The organism is Pseudoalteromonas piscicida, assembly GCF_002208135.1.
Classification (GTDB): Bacteria; Pseudomonadota; Gammaproteobacteria; order Enterobacterales; family Alteromonadaceae; genus Pseudoalteromonas; species Pseudoalteromonas piscicida_A.
This window is the reverse complement of sequence record NZ_CP021646.1, coordinates 3,081,037-3,101,865: the sequence shown is the minus strand read 5'-3', so window position 1 is coordinate 3,101,865 and position 20,829 is coordinate 3,081,037. Positions and strand designations below refer to the sequence as shown.

The following is a 20,829-nucleotide window of genomic DNA, read 5'->3' as shown; positions in this document are numbered from 1 at the left end:
CTAGCTGGACAATCTTTGAACTTTCTCTATATTTAAGTTTCGATGTAATAAAACGCGCGTTAGTGCCGCTTGGCACTTTCAAAAAAGGGAACAAGGACCAATCATGATTTCGAACAAAAAATCTTTACTCGCTTTATCTGTAGCTTCAGCTTTAGCACTTTCGGGCTGTTTTAGCGATGACGATAACAATGTGGTAATCACTCCGCCACCTGAGCCAACAGACCCGGTGGTTGTTGCACCAGAAACGCCAGCAGCTTTAGCATTTGCTGTAAGTGGTAACGTAGTTGATGTTGATACTGTTGATATCGTTGCGCCGGCGACAATTACCTTTTTTGAAGATGGAGAACCAACCTCAAATTTGGTTAACGTTAATGGCGACGCAATCACTCAGATCACAACAGAAGATGGTAGCTACACCTTTACTGTAAAAGAAGGTGCGAATGTTGGGGTTGTAACTGCCGTAGTCGCTGCTGATGGCTATTTTTCAAAAAGCTTTGACATCGACTTAAGTAATGAAGATTCTGCAGCAACGCTAGAAGCAGAATTGGCACTTGTGTCAAAAGGCGGTGACGAAGTTGTTGAAGCAAGCGTTTCTGAAAGTGTGGCTAATGCAACAACAGCCTCTCCTGTTACAGCTGCGGCTACAAAAGGTAAAGCAGGTTCTGATGTAACAGTTCCAGCAGGCGTACAACTAAGAGATGCAAGTGGTAATGCAGTTACAGGTAGTTCTGTATCATTAACTGTTGGCTCCGCAGATCCTACGTCTAGCAAGATTTCAGCGGTTTTGCCTGCTGGGTTGAGTGCTGGTAGTACAACTAGCATTAAAAAACCAGTTGGTGTTAGTAATATCGTTATGCAAGATAACAACGGAACTAAGATCAAACAATTTAGCCAAGAGATCGATGTTTCTGTTTCACTTCCTGTCACAACCTTAGCACCATCTGGTGATAGAACAATTCAAACGGGAGACCAGTTTGATGTTTCTTCAAATAATGAAGATACTGGTCAATGGCAGTCAGAAACGAATAAAGCAACTGTTGGTGCGTTGAACGCTGAAGGTACGGCTTACAAAGCATCTTTTAAAACCGATCACCTTACGTTTTTTACACTGTCTCGTTCAGTTCCAATCTGTACGCAAGGTATTACTGTTAATGTGACTGGCGATACTGTGCCGAGTTCAGGTCTATATGTGAGTATGACCTCTGCTGATGCAAGTGTATCAAGTTATTTACGTGGTGGCAGTACATCAAAAACAGTTGTTTCAGCTAGCACTTCAGCGCGTTATGGTATTAGCTCAGCAGCAACAGCGCGTGTAGTTATCCGTGACGCAGCAGGTAACGTGTGGGGGAATGCTTCATCAACAAATGCTGAAGTTCAGGTATGTAATGGCCCAATTTCGATCACTCTAGCAAATCCAATTCAAACCACTGTTAACGAAAATGTAACTGTTAGAGCTGTGTGTTCTAACGATACAACGGTAACAGAAGTTATCCCAGGTGCGATTGTTAAGTATAGATCAAGTACGACTAAGCCATTCCGCACAGCAGCGAACAATGGTGACGGTACTTTTGCATTGTCAGCACTTAACGGTGATGTCGCGTCATATGCCGTTAGTGTAGACCCTCGAATTTCAGCACCATTTACAACGTCTATTACGCCAGATGGAACAGATGAAACTATCGATGTTTCAGTAGCGTGTGACACCGTAACGGGTAGCTAAGTAAAGAATGATTAGTCCAATCAGTTAAGCCGCGGAGACGCGGCTTTTTTCTTTCCTAAATCTTAAATATTTTTATTCATAAAATCATACTCCCAGAATTAACCTTTCTTTCGTGGCTGCGACTTTATGTCGCGACTGTTTTTATGCCGAGGGGCTTTTGTCACGGTCTTTTTATCGTGAAGACCTTGGCGGCACCATTATTGGTTTTCTATCACGGGATAAACCCGCTGCTACGAATTTGGCGTAGCAGCGACTTTAGGTCGCGACTCTTTTATGACTTTATATCGCGACGCTTTTATGAGTTTATGTCGGGATTCTTTCTATGAGCTTATGTCACGGTCTTATTTATTGTGAATAACCTGTCGCCGTTATTGGTTTTTATATCGCGGGATAAACCCGCTGCTACAAGTTTGGCGTAGCAGCGACTTTATGTCGCGACTGTTTTATGACTTTATGTTGCGACTCTTTTATGCCTTTATGTCGAGATTCTTTCTATGGGCTTATGTCACGGTCTTTTTTATTGTGAATAACCTGTCGCCATTATTGGTTTTCTATCGCGGGATAAACCCGCTGCTACAAGTTTGGCGTAGCAGCGACTTTAGGTCGCGACTGTTTTATGCCTTTATGTCGAGATTCTTTCTATGGGCTTATGTCACGGTCTTTTTTTATCGTGAAGACCTTGGCGGCGCTGTTGTTGGTTTGCTGTCGCGGGATAAACCCGCTGCTACGAGTTTGGTGTAGCAGCGACTTTAGGTCGCGACTGTTTTATGCCTTTATGTCGAGATTCTTTCTATGGGCTTATGTCGCGACGCTTTTATGAGTTTATGTCGCGACCATTTTTATATCGCAATCAGCTCTAAGTTAGCGGTGCTATATCGGTTACATATATAGAAAGGGGGATGACAATCACAAACTTCCGAAAAAGACTAAAAACCGTTAAACTTAAGATCTTTAGTATACTCAATACGTTGACTACAGTATGAAATCTCATTTAGGCCGAAGAGCATTTTCCACTATGGAGCTTCATACCTTGTTTAATGGTTATATCTACTCAGATGAAAAACTAAAGCGTGAACAGCCTAAACATTGGCATTTTTGGCTACCTTTACTGAGTTATTACACTGGTGCGTATAGTGATGAAATTGGCTCACTCACACTTGATGATGTTTACTACAAAGACCACGTTCATGTATTTAACTTTAACACCCATGGTAAAATTCAACCGCGAGTGGTGCCTATTCATCCTGCCTTATGGCAAGCAGGATTGGAACAATATCTAACATTGGTAAAACAGCTAGGACATCGACGTCTTATGTTTGATTTACCTGCTAAAACTGGTCGTTATAGCGAAAAAGTTAGAATATGGTTTTCTGGAGAGGGGGAAAGGCAGGGGTATCTGCAAAAATGTGGTTTACCTAATGTTGATCAGCAAGGAATGAAAACGGCGATCAGCAGTTTACGACTAAACTTCGAGCAACAAATCAGAATATCAGCTATTCAGCTCGGGACTAAAGACAGTTTTCAGTATTTATTGGGTTTAAAGCAAGATGGACATGAAGTTACGCGCCCACCTTTTCACTTGCTCAAGCAAGTTATTTCTCCAATCCGGGTTATTAATCCCAATATCACATGGCAACGCTTTTTGGAGCGGCACTAAAACGTAGTACTCAGTTACTACCACTTCTTACGTCAAGCGCATTATTATTTGCAAGATAAGTTAAGCAAGTAACACGCAGCATAGACGCCAAGTTTTTAATCTCACCATGACGTTCAATCACTTCTTGGTAAAGTAAAGAAATAAACTCGGCAAGGCCCAGATCTTCGCGTTGAGCTATGGTTTCTAATACTTGCCATATTTCATTTTCTAACGCGAGGCTGGTAACAGCTCCTTGAATACGAATAGAACGCTTGGCTACTTCGTAACGATGAGGTTCAGTTGATGCGTAGAGTTCACACATATAAGTTCCATAGGTAATGTAATGGCAAAAATGATCCACTCAATGATCAGAGTGAAAGACGCTGATCGCTCAATTAAATTTTATCATGATGTATTTGCGTTGACAGTGAAACGACGCATCGACTTTAATGATTTTTCTCTTATCTACCTTGGCAACGATGAAACTTCGTTTGAATTGGAGCTGACTTGGAACCATGACACTACGGTAGATTATACAATCGGTAATGGCTACGGGCATTTAGCATTCGCTACTAATAGCCTGCAGGCTATCTACAACAAGGCTCAAAAGAATAGTTATTGCCCTAAAGAAATCAAAGATTTTTATAATCAAAATGTATTAATAGCGAGATTCTTTTTTATTAAAGATCCTGATGGTTATGATATTGAAGTAATTGAAAAAAGCGATGTGTATCGGTAGTAACGGGTTTAGCTCGCGACTAAGATTGATGTTGCGACATAAAATCATTAGAGGTGCCGCGATGTTAAGGCATGAAAACAGTCGCGACCTAAAGTCGCTGCTACGCATGTACATAAAACTGTAGCAGCGGGTTTATCCCGCGACCAAAGTTGGTGAATTGTGACATAAAATCGTTAAAGCTGCCGCGAAGTGAAGGCATGAAAACAGTCGCGACGTAAAGTCGCTGCTACGCATGTGCATAAAACTGTAGCAGCGGGTTTATCCCGCGACCAAGGTTGGCAATTTCGACATAAAATCGTTGTTACGAATGTGCATAGACCAGTAGCAACGGGTTTACCCCGCGACTAGGGTTGATAGTTGCGACGATAAATTCGTTAAAGGTGCCGCGACGTGAAGGCGTGAAAACAATCGCGACCTAAAGTCGCTGCTACGAATTTAAACAAACCTGTAGCAGCCTGGCGATCGTGACATCAAAGCGTTAAAGGTGCCACGACGTCAAGGCGTGAAAACAATCGCGACCTAAAGTCGCTGTTACGAATGTACACAAATCTGTAGCAACGGGTTTATCCCGCGACTAGGGTTGATAGTTGCGACGATAAGTTCGTTAAAGGTGCCGCGACGTGAAGGCATGAAAACAGTCGCGACCTAAAGTCGCTGCTACGAATGTAAACAAACCTGTAGCAGCGGGTTTACCCCGCGACTAAGGTCTAATTAGCTTGCCCTTAGACAAACATACTCTATTCTTTATTTACGTAGAGTTATAAGGATATAGCATGTACAAAAGTCAAAACTTGAGGAATAAGCGAGTCTCACTCGTGAACCATTTCTACGCAATTACCTTAACGTGCAAAGGTAGAAAATCGCACTTTAACTCCTTTTCGGTTTGTGCTGAGACCGCTAAGACGATCATGGCTTGCGAACAGGGGCAGCTTTTTAAAGTCATTGCCTTCGTATTAATGCCAGATCATCTGCACTTAATCATACAATTAAATGGTTCTTTAAAGTTACCAGATTCTATTCGAGCGATAAAAGGTCGTATAGCAACCAGTTTACGTTCTTTCGGAGTATTTGGCTTATGGCAAAAAGGTTATTATGAACATTTAATTCGAAGTGAAGACGACTTAAAAGAACAAGCAAGGTATATAATTCAGAATCCGATTAGGGCTAAGCTTGTTACGCGGGTAGGTGAATATCCATATTGGTTTTGTATTTGGGTGTGATTTATTAAGGTGATTACAGTTAAACAATTGCGATGTAAAGTAAAAAGGTCGCGACCTAAAGTCGCTGCTACGAATGTACACAAACCTGTAGCAACGGGTTTACCCCGCGACCGAGATTGTCCATCGCGACATCAAAGCGTTAAAGGTGTCGTGAAGTAAAGATATGAAAATAATCGCGACCTAAAGTCGCTGCTACGAATGCACATAAACCTGTAGCAGCGGGTTTATCCCGCGACCGAGATTGTCCATCGCGACATCAAAGCGTTAAAGGTGCCGTGAAGTAAGGCGTGAAAACAATCGCGACCTAAAGTCGCTGCTACGAATGTAAACAAACCTGTAGCAGCCTGGCGATCGTGACATCAAAGCGTTAAAGGTGCCACGACGTCAAGGCGTGAAAACAGTCGCGACGTAAAGTCGCTGCTACGCATGTACATAAAACTGTAGCAGCGGGTTTATCCCGCGACCAAAGTTGGTGAGTTGTGACATAAAATAGTTAAAGGATGCGCGACCTAAAGTCGCTGCTACGAATTTACGCAAACCTGTAGCAGCGGGTTTATCCCGCGACCAAGGTTGGTAATTTCGATATAAAATCGTTAAAGATGCCGCGACGTAAAGGTATGAAAACAGTCGCGACCTAAAGTCGCTGCTACGAATGTGGATAAACCTGTAGCAGCGGGTTTATCCCGCGACCACGGTTGGTAATTTCGATATAAAATCGTTAAAGGATTCGTGACGCAAGGGCGTAAAAACAGTCGCGACATAAAGTCGCTGCTACGAATGTACACAAAGCTATAGCAGCGGGTTTACCCCGCGACAAATTAAGAAGCTAGGCTTAATTGATGAAAGCGTTTCAAAAATTGTGAAAACTCTTCACCTAATTGCTCATCACGAATAGCATATTCAACGATGGCTTTAAGGTAACCAAGCTTGTCGCCACAATCGTGCGAACGACCGCTCATATGAAAAGCCTCAACGGTTTCCTGTTCCATCAGCATATCGATAGCATCGGTTAACTGGATTTCTCCACCAGCACCGACTGGCGTTTTTCTTAGTAGTGGCCAAATATTTTTAGAAAGCACATAGCGACCAACAACTGCTAGATTAGAAGGAGCGTCTTCTATGGCTGGCTTTTCTACCATATGCTTTATTGCACTACTTTCACCTGGGCGTAGCGACACACCGTTGATATCAGCAATACCATACTTGCAGACATCCTGCTCTGGCACAGGCTCTAACATGATTTGGCTGGCTTTCGTTTGGTTAAAGCGAGATAGCATTGCGGCTAAATTTTCTTTTCCCTGATCGGCTGTGTATTCATCCAAAATGACATCGGGCAGGACAACAACAAAATCATTATCCCCAACGATAGGCTGCGCGCACAAAACAGCATGGGCAAGACCTTTAGCTTCACCCTGACGAACATGCATAATCGTAACGTCTTCTGGACAAATCGAGCGCACTTCATCCAAAAGTTTACGCTTAACACGTTTTTCGAGCGTTGCTTCCAATTCAAAGCTGGTATCAAAATGGTTTTCAATTGCATTTTTTGAAGAATGAGTCACTAACACAATTTCTTTAATACCTGCAGCGACACATTCTTTGACAATATACTGAATTAGCGGCTTATCTACCAAAGGCAACATTTCTTTAGGAATGGCTTTGGTCATTGGGAGCATGCGAGTACCAAGGCCCGCGACTGGAATAACTGCTTTCATAAAAAGTCCATATTTTGACTGGTTTCCAATTTTCACCTTGCATTGTAACGCGTCATACAAAAGTTGCAAACCAGATTAAGTTGCAATTTCTTCAATAGTATTTAGGAGTATACCCTAATACTTCATTTTTATGCCGTTGCTTCACTTCTTAGCTATCTTGGCGCTATTTTTCAAGTAATAAAATGAATGAAAACATCATGAACAACAAGAGCTGAATAAGCACTGATTTTTGAGATTACAGCTTTGATCTTTCCACGCTTTTCTTGTATCTCATTTGAGTGTTACTTTGCACTAAAAAGCTGTGCTGAATGTACCCTGCGCATTAGGGGCTCTATATCGTGAAACACAATAACTAGCTTAGTTTTTACTAATCTTACTTTACAGTAGGAATATGGGTTGAATGTGAATACGTAGTATATTTATCTCATCGAATAGGTGGTTGCGTTACGATTGCTTTTGTCGCGATCTTTAAGAAATATGATGTCGATTTTATTCGGCTGTTTTTTATCCGCATATTAAATCCAAAGTGGATATTAGGATCAAAAAAGCCCCTTCCGGGGCTTAAATTAACCTTTAGATATGGAACAATTAAAAGTTAACCGTGATTTCATTTGAGCAGATTTCACCAGATTGACACACTTTATATGTGTAGCTGGTGGCTTCTAAATCACGTGAAAAGTCTCTGAACTTACCTGTGTTTGCAACCGTTTCAAGTGCTTGACCATCACGGTAAATCGTTACTTCATCAGCACTGCTGCCTTGCCATGAAAGCTCAACGCGGATAAAACCTAAACGAGACTTATTAGCGCGAACCAGCGATAGCTCAACCTCATCAGTGCTAACAACGACAGGCTGAGTGGTTGTGTGGCTGTTGCCTTCACTGTCAGTCACCGTTAGAGAAACGCTGTACTCACCAGATGCTGCAAATTCATGAATTGGGCTGGCGTCAGTACTGATGCTGCCATCACCAAAGTCCCATGCCCAGCTAACGATATCATCATTCGGATCACGGCTTTCATCAGTGAATGTTACGGCAAGGCCGGAAGCTGCGAAGCTAAAGCCCGCAACCGGAGGTTGAGGTGATGCTTCACCTAGGCCTGTTAGGTTCAGAGTCCAGCTGTTCAATGTACCAGTATCGATACCTGCATTATCTGAGACCGACAATGTCCAATCACCCGTTGCAACTTCACCATTAAATGCCGCTGAGTTAAAGGTTTGGTTAATGTCGTCTGCGCCACCACCTTGACGGTTATGTAATGTTGCGACCGTACCTGCAGGAGAGGTCAGCGTAACAATTAAGTCGCCAATGTAGGTGTGTGTAATATCCACTAAAGTATTGCTATCAAATACAGTAACGGTGTCAGCAACTGTGATCACAGAAGTAATACCAGCAGCGTCGTTATCTGGAATGTCTACCGCTGTAGTATTTTCATAGCTGAAGTCGCTTAACCCTTGAGGTAATACATACAGCCCTACTTGCTCTTGATCGGCAAGCTCGCCAGATGTTGCGTTAAGCGTGAAGCTATATTCACCCCATTGGGTTGAAGCCGCAGTAGGTACTGAAAGCGTGACTGTATCGCCTGGCATTGCAGTAGTCGCAGACAGCGTTGCACCTGCAATTGGTGAAGTAACTGACAAGTCAATTGTGCCCTGCCAGTCAGCGACTGAAGCAAAAGTAAATTCGTATGTTGCAGTATCGCCCGCTGTGATTTCTTGATTAGCAGGACGAGCAGACACTCTAAAGCCTGGCTCTGGATCTGCATCAATTACAGCTTGGTTCACATTTAAGCGCTTACCGGAAACTGTCTTATCTGTAAGGTCAGCATTAACATCACCGCTTTGCATTAGTAGGTTTTTAAGCTCAATTGCAGTGAGTGTCGGGTTGATAGAAAGTACTAGAGCCGCAGCACCTGCAACGTGAGGTGTCGCCATTGAAGTACCTGAGAGACTTGAGTAACCACCACCAGGAACGGTAGATAAAATTGCGCTACCTGGTGCGCCCATGTCTACAGACGTTAAACCCCATTGAGAAAATGAGGACATCGCATCAGTGTGTGTCGTACTTGCGATAGAGAACACGCTGTCGTGTTCATAGCTTGAAGGGTAGTGAGGGTTTACATCGTTATCTACCGCACTGTTACCGGCTGCGGCAACAAATAAGATGTCGGCATTTTCACTGGCAGTGATCGCATCAGAAAGTGCTTGGCTAAAGCCGCCGCCACCCCAACTGTTATTCGTAACACGAACGTTGTGACCCGCGTTTTTAAGCGCAACCATATAATCGACACACTCAATCGCATCTGAGGTTGAGCCTGAGCCAGATGCATCTAGGAATTTACAGCCTACGATTGAGACCTCATGGTTTACACCAGCAACACCTGTCGCATCGTTACCCGACGCACCGATAGTACCCGAAACGTGCGTACCGTGGCCTTGGTCATCCATCGGATCGCCGCTACCAGTAATAGCGTTGATACCGTGAACGTCATCAATATAGCCGTTACCGTCGTTATCAATGCCATCCCCAGCGATTTCACCTGGGTTACGCCATGCGTTTGCTGCGAGATCTGGGTGAGTATAATCAACACCCGTATCGATCACTCCGACGATAACATCACGTGAGCCAACCGTAATATCCCACGCTTCAGGAGCGTCAATGTCGGCATCTGCTGTACCGCCGGTTTGACCTGTGTTATGCATGCCCCACAGTTCATCAAAACGACTATCGTCTGGAATTCCAAGTGCTTTTACTTGATAGTCTGGCTCGACATATTCGATGGCTGGATGGTTAGCTAGTTTTTCGATTGCTTGTTTTGCTGTAATGCTATCTAGCTTAAAGTTTGCAAGGCGGCCTTTTAAAACATGACGGTATTTGTCATCTACGCCATCAGCGTTTAAATCCGCCATCTTTGCTTTTACAAGATTTCTTGCATTTGCACGAAGTGCAGCAGAAGTATTTTCTTTAAACACAACTAAGATGCTGTCATCTGCGGTTGCAGTTGTAGTTTCTATTTGAACTGCTGCGTGAGAAGTGAAAGCAAGTACGGGAAGCAAAGCCAAAGACAATGCAGAAAGTTTAGATCTCATATTAATAACCTTTTTAATTTCAAGCGTATCCATCAATACACTATTTTTGAGTTGGTAGTTTTTCTGGTAGTGGCTGTGGTCTTTTTGGCAACGTCTTAAAACCTAGACCCAGATATTGAGCAGTGCAATGTAAAAAAAGGGTTAATTAACAAAATCAGGATTTTTTACTGATTTTTAATTTTTGGAATAGAATATTTAGTTCTTTTTTATGGATTAAGTGAATGTGGAGACGATTGAACTTTGGTCATACTTTTTTTGTATCTCCATATTTTGTTCGTAATTTTGTGTGACTTTATCTTTGTATTTTATTGAAAGTTAACAGTTATTTTTTTCATAAAATCTTCTTATTTATCTTCAGTTGTTCCCAACTTAGAGTTAAAGGTGACAAGACGTAATAAAATATATTATTTCAACATATCAAATTGCTGACTTTGATATAAATTACGTTTTTCACTAAAAATGTAACACTCTGGTAACTGGCGCAGGTGGGAGCGACTCAAGAGTAATGAGTCATAACAGGACGTTAGTTAAGTGAAAAGTTGCAGTTGGCTGAGTTCGGCAACAACTCAAGGCCTGCACTGAGCGCTTAATTGAAAAATAATATAATAAATCTCTAAGGAGAACAGTGTGAAGTTTTCAAAATCAATCGTGAGTTGCGCTATAGCGCTTGCGTTAACACATTCAGTTACAGCACATGCTGAGGCAAAATCAGATAATAAACCACTTTCAACTTCTGCACTTTCACAAGTGGAGCGTGTAAGTGGGACAAGTAATGAACTCAAACTTTCACAAACTTCAGGTAGCCAAGGTGGTAACGAGTTGGCTTCGGTGCAACTTGGTACTTCAAACCTGACAGATGTTACTACGGTAGGCGACAACAATATTACTGAGGCCGACCAGAATGGCACTGGTAACGTCGCTATTATAACAACAACCGGTAACAACAATAACCAAGTATATAGCCAAGATGGTGAATCTAACGGCGCACTAACGGAACTGACTGGCGACGATAACGCGATAGATATTCAGCAGTCAGGTAGCGGGATATTAGGGATTAATAACGAAGCCATTAACGTTATCAATGGCGATCAAAATACTATTACGGTATCTCAAGGTTCTGGTGGTCAATGGTTCTACAACCTTAATATGCAAGGTAGCCAAAACGAAGTGTCAGCGACACAATCAGGGACATGGAACGAAGCGACACTTGAGTCAGTACAAGGTGATATGAACCAAATCACCTTAGATCAAAACGGTGTGTACAACCAATATAAAATAGTTAGTCTACAAGGTAATGAAAACGAAATTGAATCGAGCCAAAGCGGTAACTTCAATGTTATCTCTGTAGAGACTGTGATTGGTGATGACAACCAAGTTGAGATCGAGCAATCGGAAGGTGATAGCAACACGGTTAACGTATTTGAAATTACCGGAGACAATAACGAGCTAAGCATCGATCAGGAAGGTTCAACTAATACCTTCGCATCAGATTTATTAGTTGGTAACGACAATGAAGTGATGACTGAGCAGCGTGGTGATGAGAATAAAGTCCAAGCAGACGTTGTTGGTGATAATAACGAATTTACTGCGATGCAAATCGGTAATGGTAACGAGATGTATCTTGGGGTTGCTGGCGAGAACAATGAATTCTCTGCAACTCAAGTAGGTGATGCGAACATCGCACACGTTGCGAACTTCAACGGTAGTGATAACGATGTTGATGTTACCCAAACGGGTGATGAAAACGAGGTGGTGGTGCAGTCATCTTACCCAGATGTTAGCCTTGCAAGCAATGACAACGCCGTTGATATTTCACAAAGTGGCACTGGCAATGGTGTGGTTGTAACAATGAGCAGTGTGTTTGATAGTAGCTCAAACCAAGTAGATATTGCGCAATCAGGCGAATTTAACGCGATTGATTTAATGCTTGAAGGCAGCCGTAATATGCTAGACATCACACAAAATGGTAGTAACAACTTTGTGATGGGGATGGGCTCAGAAGCATTCATTATCAACGGTGATGATAATGCGTTTACAGTAAGCCAAATTGGTGACGGCAACTTAGTCCAAGGTGGAATTACAGGTAGTGGTCAAAACATTACCGTAACTCAGGTTGGTGACAACAACGTTGCGACTATCACTCAGCAATAACTCAGTAATAGTTAAACAATCTAGATAGGGGGCAAACCAGCCCCCATATTTTGTACTATTCAGCCAACCAGAACACCAAAGTAAATCTCGTCAGTAAAGACATTCTACGCCGTGAGTAAACACATAATGATAAGAATAATAACACTCTTGAGCGCCATGCTCGTTTCTACATTTTCACTGAGTGCACAAGAAGATGTTGAAATTGATGGTTTGGTGATGGATCAGAGTATTAGCCGATTTGGTCACCAGTTTTACTTTCAGTTTTCACAGCTGTGGAGAGATGTTCCCAACACCTCGGGCATTAATATCACGGTTAAAGAAACGGTATTGCCAAGAGCCGGAACTCGGTTAGAAGTCTTAATGAATAACCGTGCAGTTTACGCAACAGCGATGGGAAGGAGAGGTGGCTCCGTCGATGAGCGAGTCGAGACCGCCATTTTCACCATTATGGATGCCATGGCGAGAGAACAATATCAACAGAATGGCTCAGAAGATTTAGCAGCAAGTGGGTGGTAACATGACAACAATAAAAACAACAATCGTGTTCGCTGGTTTAATACTACTTAGTAGTACTCATGTGGCAGCGACGGAGCTTGTGTATAAACCAATTAATCCTGCATTTGGTGGTAACCCGTTAAATGCCAATATGCTACTGAGTAAAGCGCAATCTCAAAATAAACACAGAGCGCCAATCATAGAAAAAACCTATGATGAAAAGTTTCAAGAGTCGTTAGAGCGTACGTATCTCAACCGCTTGGTAAGAGAAATCACGGATGTTGCGTTTGGTGAAGATATTCAAGACAGTATCTTTAACCAAGACGCGACGTTTATGAGCGGCGACTATCAAATCCAAGTGATCACCAGTACACCCGACACCATTACGGTTAGAATAACAAACACAGCATCGGGTGAAGAAACCATTCTAGAGGTACCCAGATTCGCCTCATCGGCTGGTGGAGGATATTAAATGCTCCGCGTAATTTTATTGGTATTTTTATTACTGCTCGGCGGTTGTTCTAGCATGTCTCGCGTGTTGCCTCCCTCGCAAAGTGTAGCAATTGAGCTGACTGACACCGAAACCTTTGCAGAACTAAAAAACTTACCTACACCGAAAGGGCGAATTCCCGTTTCTGTTTATTCATTTCGCGACCAAACTGGGCAATACAAACCACAAGATAATGTAAGTTCGTTTTCAACAGCGGTGACTCAAGGTGCTAACTCTATTTTAATGCAGGCACTACACGAAACGGATTGGTTTATTCCGGTAGAACGTGAAGGACTGCAAAATCTGCTGACTGAGCGCAAAATTATTCGTGCAGCAAGTGATGATAATGACACAAATGCTTTGCCACCTTTAATGACTGCAAAGATCATTTTAGAAGGCGGGATCATCAGCTATGACTCTAATATCCGGACAGGCGGTTTGGGTATGGAGTATTTCGGCATAGGTGCATCTGAGCTTTATCGTGAGGATGTTATTTCCATTTATATGCGCGCAGTTGATGTTCGTACCGGGCAAGTGCTGCTTTCTGTCGCGAGTAGCAAAAAGGTGCTATCCATGGAGGTTCGGGCTGGGTTTTTCCGCTATGTGAGTTATAAACGGTTGGCTGAAGCCGAAGCGGGGTTTAGCGATAACGAACCGATGCACATCTGTGTAACCCAAGCGATAGAAAAAGCACTGACTTTGATGGTACAACAAGGCATTGAAAAAGGCGTGTGGTCGGCCGCTACCGCATCGTAGGTCGCGCTTTAGCGCGACAAACCTTTACCACAACGCCCCTCTTTTTCATGGAGCGTACCACCAACGGTAGATCGTGCTTTAGCGCGACAAACCTTCACCACAACGCTTCCTTTTGAATGGCACGCACACACCAACCGTGTGTCGCGCTTTAGCGCGACACATCTTTACCACAACGCTCCATTTTACATGGCACGAACATACCAGCCGTAGGTCGCGCTTTAGCGCGACACATCGTTAAGCACGACACAACCTTGAGCACGTGCTCACACCACCCACTTTAAAATAAAGAATAATACTGGTGCATGAGATTCAACAATAAAGTCAGCCACCAATAAGCTGAGTATGTTAATCTAAATAGCAATGAAATAATAAAGAACGCTAACATCATGCACGTACATATTTTAGGGATTTGCGGTACCTTTATGGGCGGGATCGCAGCCATCGCTCAATCATTGGGGCACAAAGTCACAGGTTCAGATCTCAATGTTTACCCGCCGATGAGTACACAACTTGAATCACTCGGTATTGAACTAACTCAAGGGTACGACCCTAAGCAGCTCATCGATGTTGAGCCTGATGTGGTGATCATCGGCAATGCCATGAGTCGTGGTAATCCGTGCGTTGAATATGTTCTAGAAAAAGGAATGCGTTATACCTCAGGCCCTGAATGGTTAAAAGACCATGTTTTACGCCAGTCATGGGTGTTAGCTGTGGCCGGTACGCATGGCAAAACGACCACTGCAAGCATGTTAGCGTGGTTACTCGAATACGCAGGATTACGCCCGGGCTTTTTGATTGGTGGCATAGTGCAAAACTTTGGTGTGTCGGCGCGCACGTCAGATACGCCATTCTTTGTTATCGAAGCCGACGAATACGATACGGCGTTTTTCGATAAACGCAGCAAGTTTGTCCATTACTTACCTCGCACGTTAATACTTAATAATCTTGAATATGATCATGCTGATATTTTTCCAGATTTAAATGCCATTCAAACCCAGTTTCATCATTTAATTCGCACGCTACCCAGCCAAGGTAAAGCCGTATATCCAGCGGATGATACTGCGCTACAAAACGTTATTGAACGCGGTTTTTGGAGCGAGCAGGAATCGCTTGGTAAAGAATGGTCGTATAACTTGCTCAAGGCTGACGGCTCTCGCTTTACAGTGTTATTTGAAGGCGAAGAAAAAGGCGAAGTAAATTGGCAAGCGATTGGTTTGCATAATGTCAAAAATGCCATGATGGCGATTGCGGCGGCAAGACATGTGGGCATTTCAATCGAGGTGAGTATCGAAGCGCTAGGGCAATTTATTTCTCCCAAACGCCGGATGGAAGTCAAAGGGGAGGTCAATGGCGTTACTGTCTATGATGACTTTGCGCATCACCCCACGGCAATAGCAACGACCCTAGCAGGGCTTAGAGCCAAAGTTGGAGATGCACCTATCATTGCTATTTTAGAGCCGCGCTCAAATACGATGAAGCTGGGCATTCATCAAGAAACCTTATTGCAATCACTTGATGTTGCAGATGAAGTGTATCTATTCGAACCAGATGGCTTATCTTGGTCTCTTAAAGCACAAGCCGAAGCCGCGGGTCGTCAGTGTTTTGCAAGCGTAGATGAGATTGTCGCACAGGTTGTGACAAATCAAGCACCAAACCAACATGTGCTGATCATGAGTAATGGTGGTTTTGGTGGCATCCACGACAAACTTTTAACTGCATTGAAAAAGTAATCATTATGTCAGAACAAACATTTAATGGGCCAATTACGCTGGCCTTTAGTGGTGCGTCGGGTGCCCCTTACGGACTGAGATTACTCGAGGTATTGGTGTCGTTAAACTATCAAGTTTACGTGCTAATCTCGAGCGCAGCCAGAGTGGTGCTGGATACTGAGTCCAATCTAAAACTCTCTGGTAACGAACAAAAAGCAACAGAGCAACTACAGGCGCTTTTCTGTGCTAAAGAAAAGCAAATTCAGGTATTTGGTAAAGATAACTGGTTTAGCCCTGTGGCATCTGGCTCGGCTGCACCAAAGCAGATGGTGGTGTGTCCGTGTAGTGCAGGAAGCGTGTCAGCCATTGCACTTGGAGCATCTGACAATTTGCTTGAGCGTGCGGCAGATGTGGTGATCAAAGAACGTGGCCAATTAATATTAGTGCCGCGCGAGACACCCTTTAGTCCAATTCATCTTGAAAACATGCTCAAGCTTAGCCGCTTGGGGGTGACTATCATGCCTGCAGCGCCTGGTTTTTATCATCAGCCACAAAGTATCGACGATTTGGTCGACTTTATGGTGGCCCGTATTTTAGATCATCTACACGTCGAGCATACCTTAGCTAAGCGCTGGGGTTATGGAGAATAATAAAATATGAGAATAGCACTGAACATCAAAGGGTTAAAAAAAGTTTATAGTAACGGCGTTGAAGCCGTTAAAGGTATTGATCTCGAAGTTCAAGAAGGGGATTTCTTTGCGTTGCTTGGGCCAAATGGGGCAGGTAAATCGACCACAATAGGGGTTATTGCCTCACTGGTGAATAAAACCCAAGGCAGCGTAGAGGTTTTTGGTCATAGTATTGACACTCACTTGGAAGACGCTAAATCGAACTTAGGTTTAGTACCACAGGAGTTCAACTTTAGCCAATTCGAGACGCTTAACCAAATTCTAGTCACGCAGGCGGGTTATTATGGTGTGCCAAGAGATGTTGCCCATCAGCGAGCCGAGAAGTATCTTAAGCAGCTTGGACTATTTGATAAGAAAGATAAGCAAGCTCGCACGTTATCTGGCGGTATGAAACGTCGCTTGATGATTGCAAGAGCATTGATGCATGAACCTAAGCTTCTTATTTTGGATGAACCTACGGCAGGCGTGGATATTGAACTGCGTCGTTCCATGTGGGATTTTTTGCGTGAAATTAATAAACAAGGCGTAACGATTATTCTCACAACGCATTACTTAGAAGAAGCAGAGCTGTTGTGCCGTAACATTGCGATTATCGATAAAGGCACAATTGTTGAGCACACGACCATCAAGGCATTACTCGCAAAGTTGGACAAAGAAACGTTTATACTTGATCTTAAACCACCCATGCAGCCAGTGGCACTCGATGGTTACCAATATAGCACCGTCGATGACCATACTATTGAGGTTGAAGTCGCTAAGTCGCAAGGGCTCAATGGAGTGTTTACACAGCTCACAGAGCAAGGTAATCAAGTATTAAGTATGCGTAACAAAGCTAACCGCTTAGAAGAGTTGTTTGTTGGCTTACTGGAGCAGGGGAGAGGGGCATAACTGTGTTGAAATATGGCGTCGCGTTAAAAAGTATTTGGATAAAAGAGTGTATTCGTTTTTTGCGTATTTGGGTGCAAACCTTAGTGCCGCCAGCGATCACAATGACACTGTATTTTGTGATCTTCGGTAGTTTAATCGGCTCGCGCATTGGTGATATGGGTGGCTTTAGCTACATGGAGTTTATTGTACCGGGCTTAATCATGATGTCGGTGATCACCAACTCTTATTCTAATGTCGCTTCGAGTTTTTACTCCACCAAGTTTCAAAAGAGCATTGAAGAGCTGCTCGTTGCCCCAGTGCCTAACTATATTATTGTACTTGGCTATATGGGCGGTGGTATGGCGCGAGGCATGTTAGTCGGGCTTATTGTTACTATCGTCAGCTTGTTTTTTGTGGATATTCAAATTCACAACTTAGCGGTTATCGTCATTACGGTTATTTTAACGTCTGCCGTGTTTGCATTAGGCGGTTTGATCAATGCCGTGTTTGCCAACAGTTTTGACGATATTAGTATTATACCGACTTTTGTGCTGACACCCCTGACTTACCTTGGTGGTGTATTTTACTCAATCACATTGCTACCAGAGTTTTGGCAAGGCGTGTCGCAGGTAAATCCGATTATCTATATGGTAAATGCGTTCCGCTTTGGCTTTTTAGGTGTATCGGATGTTGATATTGGCGTTGCCTTCACGGTATTAGGTGTATTTATATGTGGTCTATTTTGGTTGTCACTGCACTTAATTAAACGCGGTGTTGGACTAAGGCACTAGCGTAAATAGTCTGAATTTAGAAAAATAAGCGCTGTCATCAATTGCAGCGCTTTTGCGTTATTTCAGGTAAAATCCCTACCATTCCTCCTTAATAACGACTGGTTATGACAGAAGCAAACTCTCGTAGTATCACCACTAATCAACAAGGGCTACACGAAAAGCTCGATGAAATAGTTACTAAGCATCTAACCGCTGAGTTTAAAAAGCCCATAGCGGCACATACACAAAGCGCTTTCGATGAGGTTAATGCGCGAGTACAGGCCTATAATGGACCGATTATTTTGGACTCATGTTGTGGTGTTGGTGAAAGTACGGCAAATTTGGCGAAGCGACACCCTGATGCGTTGGTAATTGGCATCGACAAGTCTGCGTATCGACTAGATAAACACGATGTTGAATATAAACAAACGGAACAAGGCCAATATATTTTGGTGCAGGCCGATCTTAATGACTTCTGGCGACTAGCGCTGGAAGCTGATTGGCAGCCAAGTCATCATTATTTGCTTTATCCTAATCCGTGGCCGAAAGCTAAGCACATTCAAAGACGCTGGCATGGTAGCGCCGTGTTTCCTTTTATCGTCAAGTTAGGCGGTCAGTTGGAGCTGCGCAGTAATTGGGATATTTATGTACAAGAGTTTGCTAGAGCTTTAGCGCTTAGCGGCGTTGATGCTGAAGTGGAAGCCTACGAAAGTGATGAGGCCATTACGCCCTTTGAGCGCAAGTATTGGGCAAGTGGTCAATCAAGTACCCGCCTAGTCGTAACGCTTTGATTTAACTCATTGTAAATCTAGCCTTCAGGTTGGGATAAGCGGCTTAAAGATGGCCGCTTGCTTTCCCTATCCAACTCCCTTCTAATCTAGCTACGCCTGCAGCTTCCAATTGTTTTGCCTGTTTGCTGGTGGCAACACAGGGCACAATCAAGTCGATCCGCTTGGCATTGCAATGACTTGCAAGATATTCAATGGAGCTCAGTAGCATCTCATCTTCATCCAAGTTTTCACAAATACTGGCTTCTAAACAGATGGCATCAAGTGGGAGTTTTAAGATCCGGTTGATGGTAAGAAAACCGCTATTCACACCCGTTACCGCAACATTTGCACCTTTTGCTTTTAACGACTGCATCATCAAGTTCATATCGCTAAAGTTTTTTAGCACATCGGCTTCATTAAACTCAAATGTGATGAGCTGCGGCTGCGGGTAACGGCGTAGGATTTGGCTAATATATTCAAAATACTCTGCATCCGCGATTTCACTGTGGCTTAGTTGCATGCTCCAAGCATGGTTCGATTTACGAAAACGCGTAACGCATAACTCAAGCAGCTTCATGCTAATTTGTGCGCGGAGTTTTGGCTGCTTCATCACTGGATAAAAATGTTCGGCATCGATGATAGCGCCGCGCTCGTTAAGGACGCGTGCCGTGCAGTGGTATTGAATGTCAGTTTGGTCATGACAAGCTTTACGTGGAGTGAAAAAAGGAATGATGCGGTCTGACTCACACGCGCTTTGCAGCAAGCGAGTGAGGTGGAGGTTTTTTGATTGTTGCTGAGGATTTATTTGCAGCTGAGAATCAAAATAACATACTTGCGTGTTTTGCTGTTGAGCCTGACGTAGCGCGAGAAAGGCATTCTCAAGTAACAGCGCACAATTACCTTTAGCAACACCCGCGCACAAATTAACGTATAAATGCGGCGCGTCGTATATTGGTTTTGCACAAGGGAATGACTCTGTTAAGTTCGCTAAATAATGTTCACCATTTTCAATACTGGTAACTAGCGCGATTTTAGAGGTCGTAAGGCGATAAACCTCAAACGGATGAGTAAATTCGCTAAAGTAACTCATGACTTTTGCCATAACGTTGTCGCCGACTTCCGTGCCATAGAAGCTAATTATATCCTCAAGCTCTTTAACCCATACCACGCTTAAGCATAGGTGTTGCGACTTAGAATATTTAAGTGTTTGCTCAAGGGCGATACGATTGCCAAATCCGGTGCGACTATCCGTTGTTAAGGTCTTCTTGTAGTACATAAAGTACAAGCTCACGACGACCAAAAACATCACAAAGAAGAAGCTCGCGTCAATGGCGGCATCCATTACACTTTCTTGTAACCGACTTTCTAAATCGTGAATGGTTAAGTCAGCACCTGCTATATAAGTAGTGCCATCGGGTAGCACAAAGGGAATAAACACACTTTTAAAGTGGCCCCATTTGTCTTTGGCTATTTCAAATACTGGCTCGGTAGAGTGAAAGGCACTTTTTAGGGTAATTGAGGCTTCGGAATAAACATCTTGATAACGTGTTAGTCGGTTGAGTTTAAGATCTTCTCGGGTGTAACTGGACGCGGTAAAGTGCACGTAAGGTGGTTTAAGCACCATGGTATAGACGTATTCAACATTTAAAGCACGGGCAAGCTCGGTGAGGGCATGGCTTTTTTGTTTAAACTCGGCTGGGGTTATTTGCTCTGGTGACTCGTGATACTTTTTGCCTACAATGACGTTGGCGCTGGTGGCTGCATTGATTAGCTGGGCGTCGATCCTCGCCATGATATCGCGACGCGTATCATAATAGTTGGCGATAACATAAATCGATAGGGCAGCTAAAAAGATAAAAGAGGCTAAAACGAGCCAAGCAACGGGGAGTCGGGAAGTATAACCTGAGAGCCCTAAAAGCGGCGTTGCTTTTGCCGTAGGCTGCTTAGATTTAGCTTTGAGGGGTTGAGCTATACTCCGAGTATTCATGATAATCCTTTATCCACAATATCGTTAT

Annotated in this window: 18 protein-coding genes; 14 read left to right on the top strand and 4 right to left on the bottom strand. The window is 43.4% G+C overall.

All coding sequences use genetic code 11. The annotated features are described in order from the left end of the window. The first annotated feature begins 103 nt into the window (after positions 1-103). The 3 genes from B1L02_RS14395 to B1L02_RS14390 all read left to right on the top strand — a co-directional run bounded on the left by B1L02_RS14395 (position 104) and on the right by B1L02_RS14390 (position 3,377). Entirely contained in the window at positions 104-1,720 is a 1,617-nt protein-coding gene (locus B1L02_RS14395; RefSeq protein WP_088531572.1) for a hypothetical protein, read from the top strand. Positions 1,721-2,149: 429 nt separating this feature from the next. Beyond that, entirely contained in the window at positions 2,150-2,461 is a 312-nt protein-coding gene (locus tag B1L02_RS23795) for a hypothetical protein (protein WP_151208240.1), read from the top strand. A gap of 238 nt (positions 2,462-2,699) precedes the next feature. Continuing rightward, entirely contained in the window at positions 2,700-3,377 is a 678-nt protein-coding gene (locus B1L02_RS14390; protein ID WP_174694559.1) for a hypothetical protein, read from the top strand. A 10-nt stretch (positions 3,378-3,387) separates the two neighbouring features. Here B1L02_RS14390 and B1L02_RS14385 read toward each other — a convergent pair whose 3' ends face one another. After that, positions 3,388-3,678 carry a ribbon-helix-helix domain-containing protein gene (locus tag B1L02_RS14385; RefSeq protein ID WP_017217090.1) on the bottom strand — a complete coding sequence of 97 codons (291 nt, stop codon included), beginning with the start codon at positions 3,676-3,678 and terminating at the stop codon, positions 3,388-3,390. A 21-nt stretch (positions 3,679-3,699) separates the two neighbouring features. Here B1L02_RS14385 and B1L02_RS14380 point away from each other — a divergent pair, with 21 nt between their 5' ends. Next, entirely contained in the window at positions 3,700-4,095 is a 396-nt protein-coding gene (locus tag B1L02_RS14380) for a VOC family protein (RefSeq protein WP_088531570.1), read from the top strand. Positions 4,096-4,868: 773 nt separating this feature from the next. After that, positions 4,869-5,315, top strand: coding sequence for an REP-associated tyrosine transposase (locus tag B1L02_RS14375; protein ID WP_088531569.1), 447 nt, complete (start codon positions 4,869-4,871; stop codon positions 5,313-5,315). A gap of 818 nt (positions 5,316-6,133) precedes the next feature. Here the strand turns inward: B1L02_RS14375 and galU are convergent. Both galU and B1L02_RS14365 read right to left on the bottom strand, forming a co-directional pair. Then, positions 6,134-7,030: a UTP--glucose-1-phosphate uridylyltransferase GalU gene (galU, locus tag B1L02_RS14370; RefSeq protein WP_088531568.1), complete on the bottom strand. Its 897-nt coding sequence runs from the start codon at positions 7,028-7,030 to the stop codon at positions 6,134-6,136. Positions 7,031-7,618: 588 nt separating this feature from the next. After that, positions 7,619-10,117, bottom strand: a complete 2,499-nt coding sequence (locus B1L02_RS14365; RefSeq protein WP_316828969.1) for a S8 family serine peptidase — start codon at positions 10,115-10,117, stop codon at positions 7,619-7,621. A gap of 627 nt (positions 10,118-10,744) precedes the next feature. Between B1L02_RS14365 and B1L02_RS14360 the strand changes: the two genes are divergently transcribed. The 9 genes from B1L02_RS14360 (at position 10,745) to trmB (ending at position 18,835) form a co-directional block, all read left to right on the top strand. Beyond that, positions 10,745-12,268: a curlin gene (locus tag B1L02_RS14360; protein WP_088531566.1), complete on the top strand. Its 1,524-nt coding sequence runs from the start codon at positions 10,745-10,747 to the stop codon at positions 12,266-12,268. A gap of 126 nt (positions 12,269-12,394) precedes the next feature. Next, positions 12,395-12,784, top strand: a complete 390-nt coding sequence (locus B1L02_RS14355) for a curli production assembly/transport protein CsgE (RefSeq protein WP_259772294.1) — start codon at positions 12,395-12,397, stop codon at positions 12,782-12,784. A gap of 1 nt (position 12,785) precedes the next feature. Beyond that, positions 12,786-13,235, top strand: a complete 450-nt coding sequence (locus B1L02_RS14350; protein ID WP_088531565.1) for a curli assembly protein CsgF — start codon at positions 12,786-12,788, stop codon at positions 13,233-13,235. Continuing rightward, a complete protein-coding gene (locus tag B1L02_RS14345; protein WP_010368506.1) occupies positions 13,236-14,009 on the top strand; it encodes a CsgG/HfaB family protein in 774 nt (257 codons plus the stop codon). It begins immediately after the preceding gene. A 386-nt stretch (positions 14,010-14,395) separates the two neighbouring features. Beyond that, positions 14,396-15,739 (top strand): UDP-N-acetylmuramate:L-alanyl-gamma-D-glutamyl-meso-diaminopimelate ligase, encoded by a 1,344-nt coding sequence (mpl, locus tag B1L02_RS14340; protein ID WP_088531564.1) that lies wholly within the window; start codon positions 14,396-14,398, stop codon positions 15,737-15,739. A 5-nt stretch (positions 15,740-15,744) separates the two neighbouring features. Continuing rightward, a complete protein-coding gene (locus tag B1L02_RS14335) occupies positions 15,745-16,368 on the top strand; it encodes a flavin prenyltransferase UbiX (protein ID WP_088531563.1) in 624 nt (207 codons plus the stop codon). Positions 16,369-16,374: 6 nt separating this feature from the next. Continuing rightward, entirely contained in the window at positions 16,375-17,295 is a 921-nt protein-coding gene (locus B1L02_RS14330; protein ID WP_088531562.1) for an ABC transporter ATP-binding protein, read from the top strand. 2 nt (positions 17,296-17,297) lie between these two features. Continuing rightward, positions 17,298-18,065 (top strand): ABC transporter permease, encoded by a 768-nt coding sequence (locus tag B1L02_RS14325; RefSeq protein ID WP_010605731.1) that lies wholly within the window; start codon positions 17,298-17,300, stop codon positions 18,063-18,065. A gap of 104 nt (positions 18,066-18,169) precedes the next feature. After that, a complete protein-coding gene (gene trmB, locus B1L02_RS14320) occupies positions 18,170-18,835 on the top strand; it encodes a tRNA (guanine(46)-N(7))-methyltransferase TrmB (protein ID WP_088531561.1) in 666 nt (221 codons plus the stop codon). A gap of 43 nt (positions 18,836-18,878) precedes the next feature. Here the strand turns inward: trmB and B1L02_RS14315 are convergent, their stop codons facing one another. Then, positions 18,879-20,801: an EAL domain-containing protein gene (locus B1L02_RS14315; protein ID WP_088531560.1), complete on the bottom strand. Its 1,923-nt coding sequence runs from the start codon at positions 20,799-20,801 to the stop codon at positions 18,879-18,881. Positions 20,802-20,829: the final 28 nt, after the last annotated feature.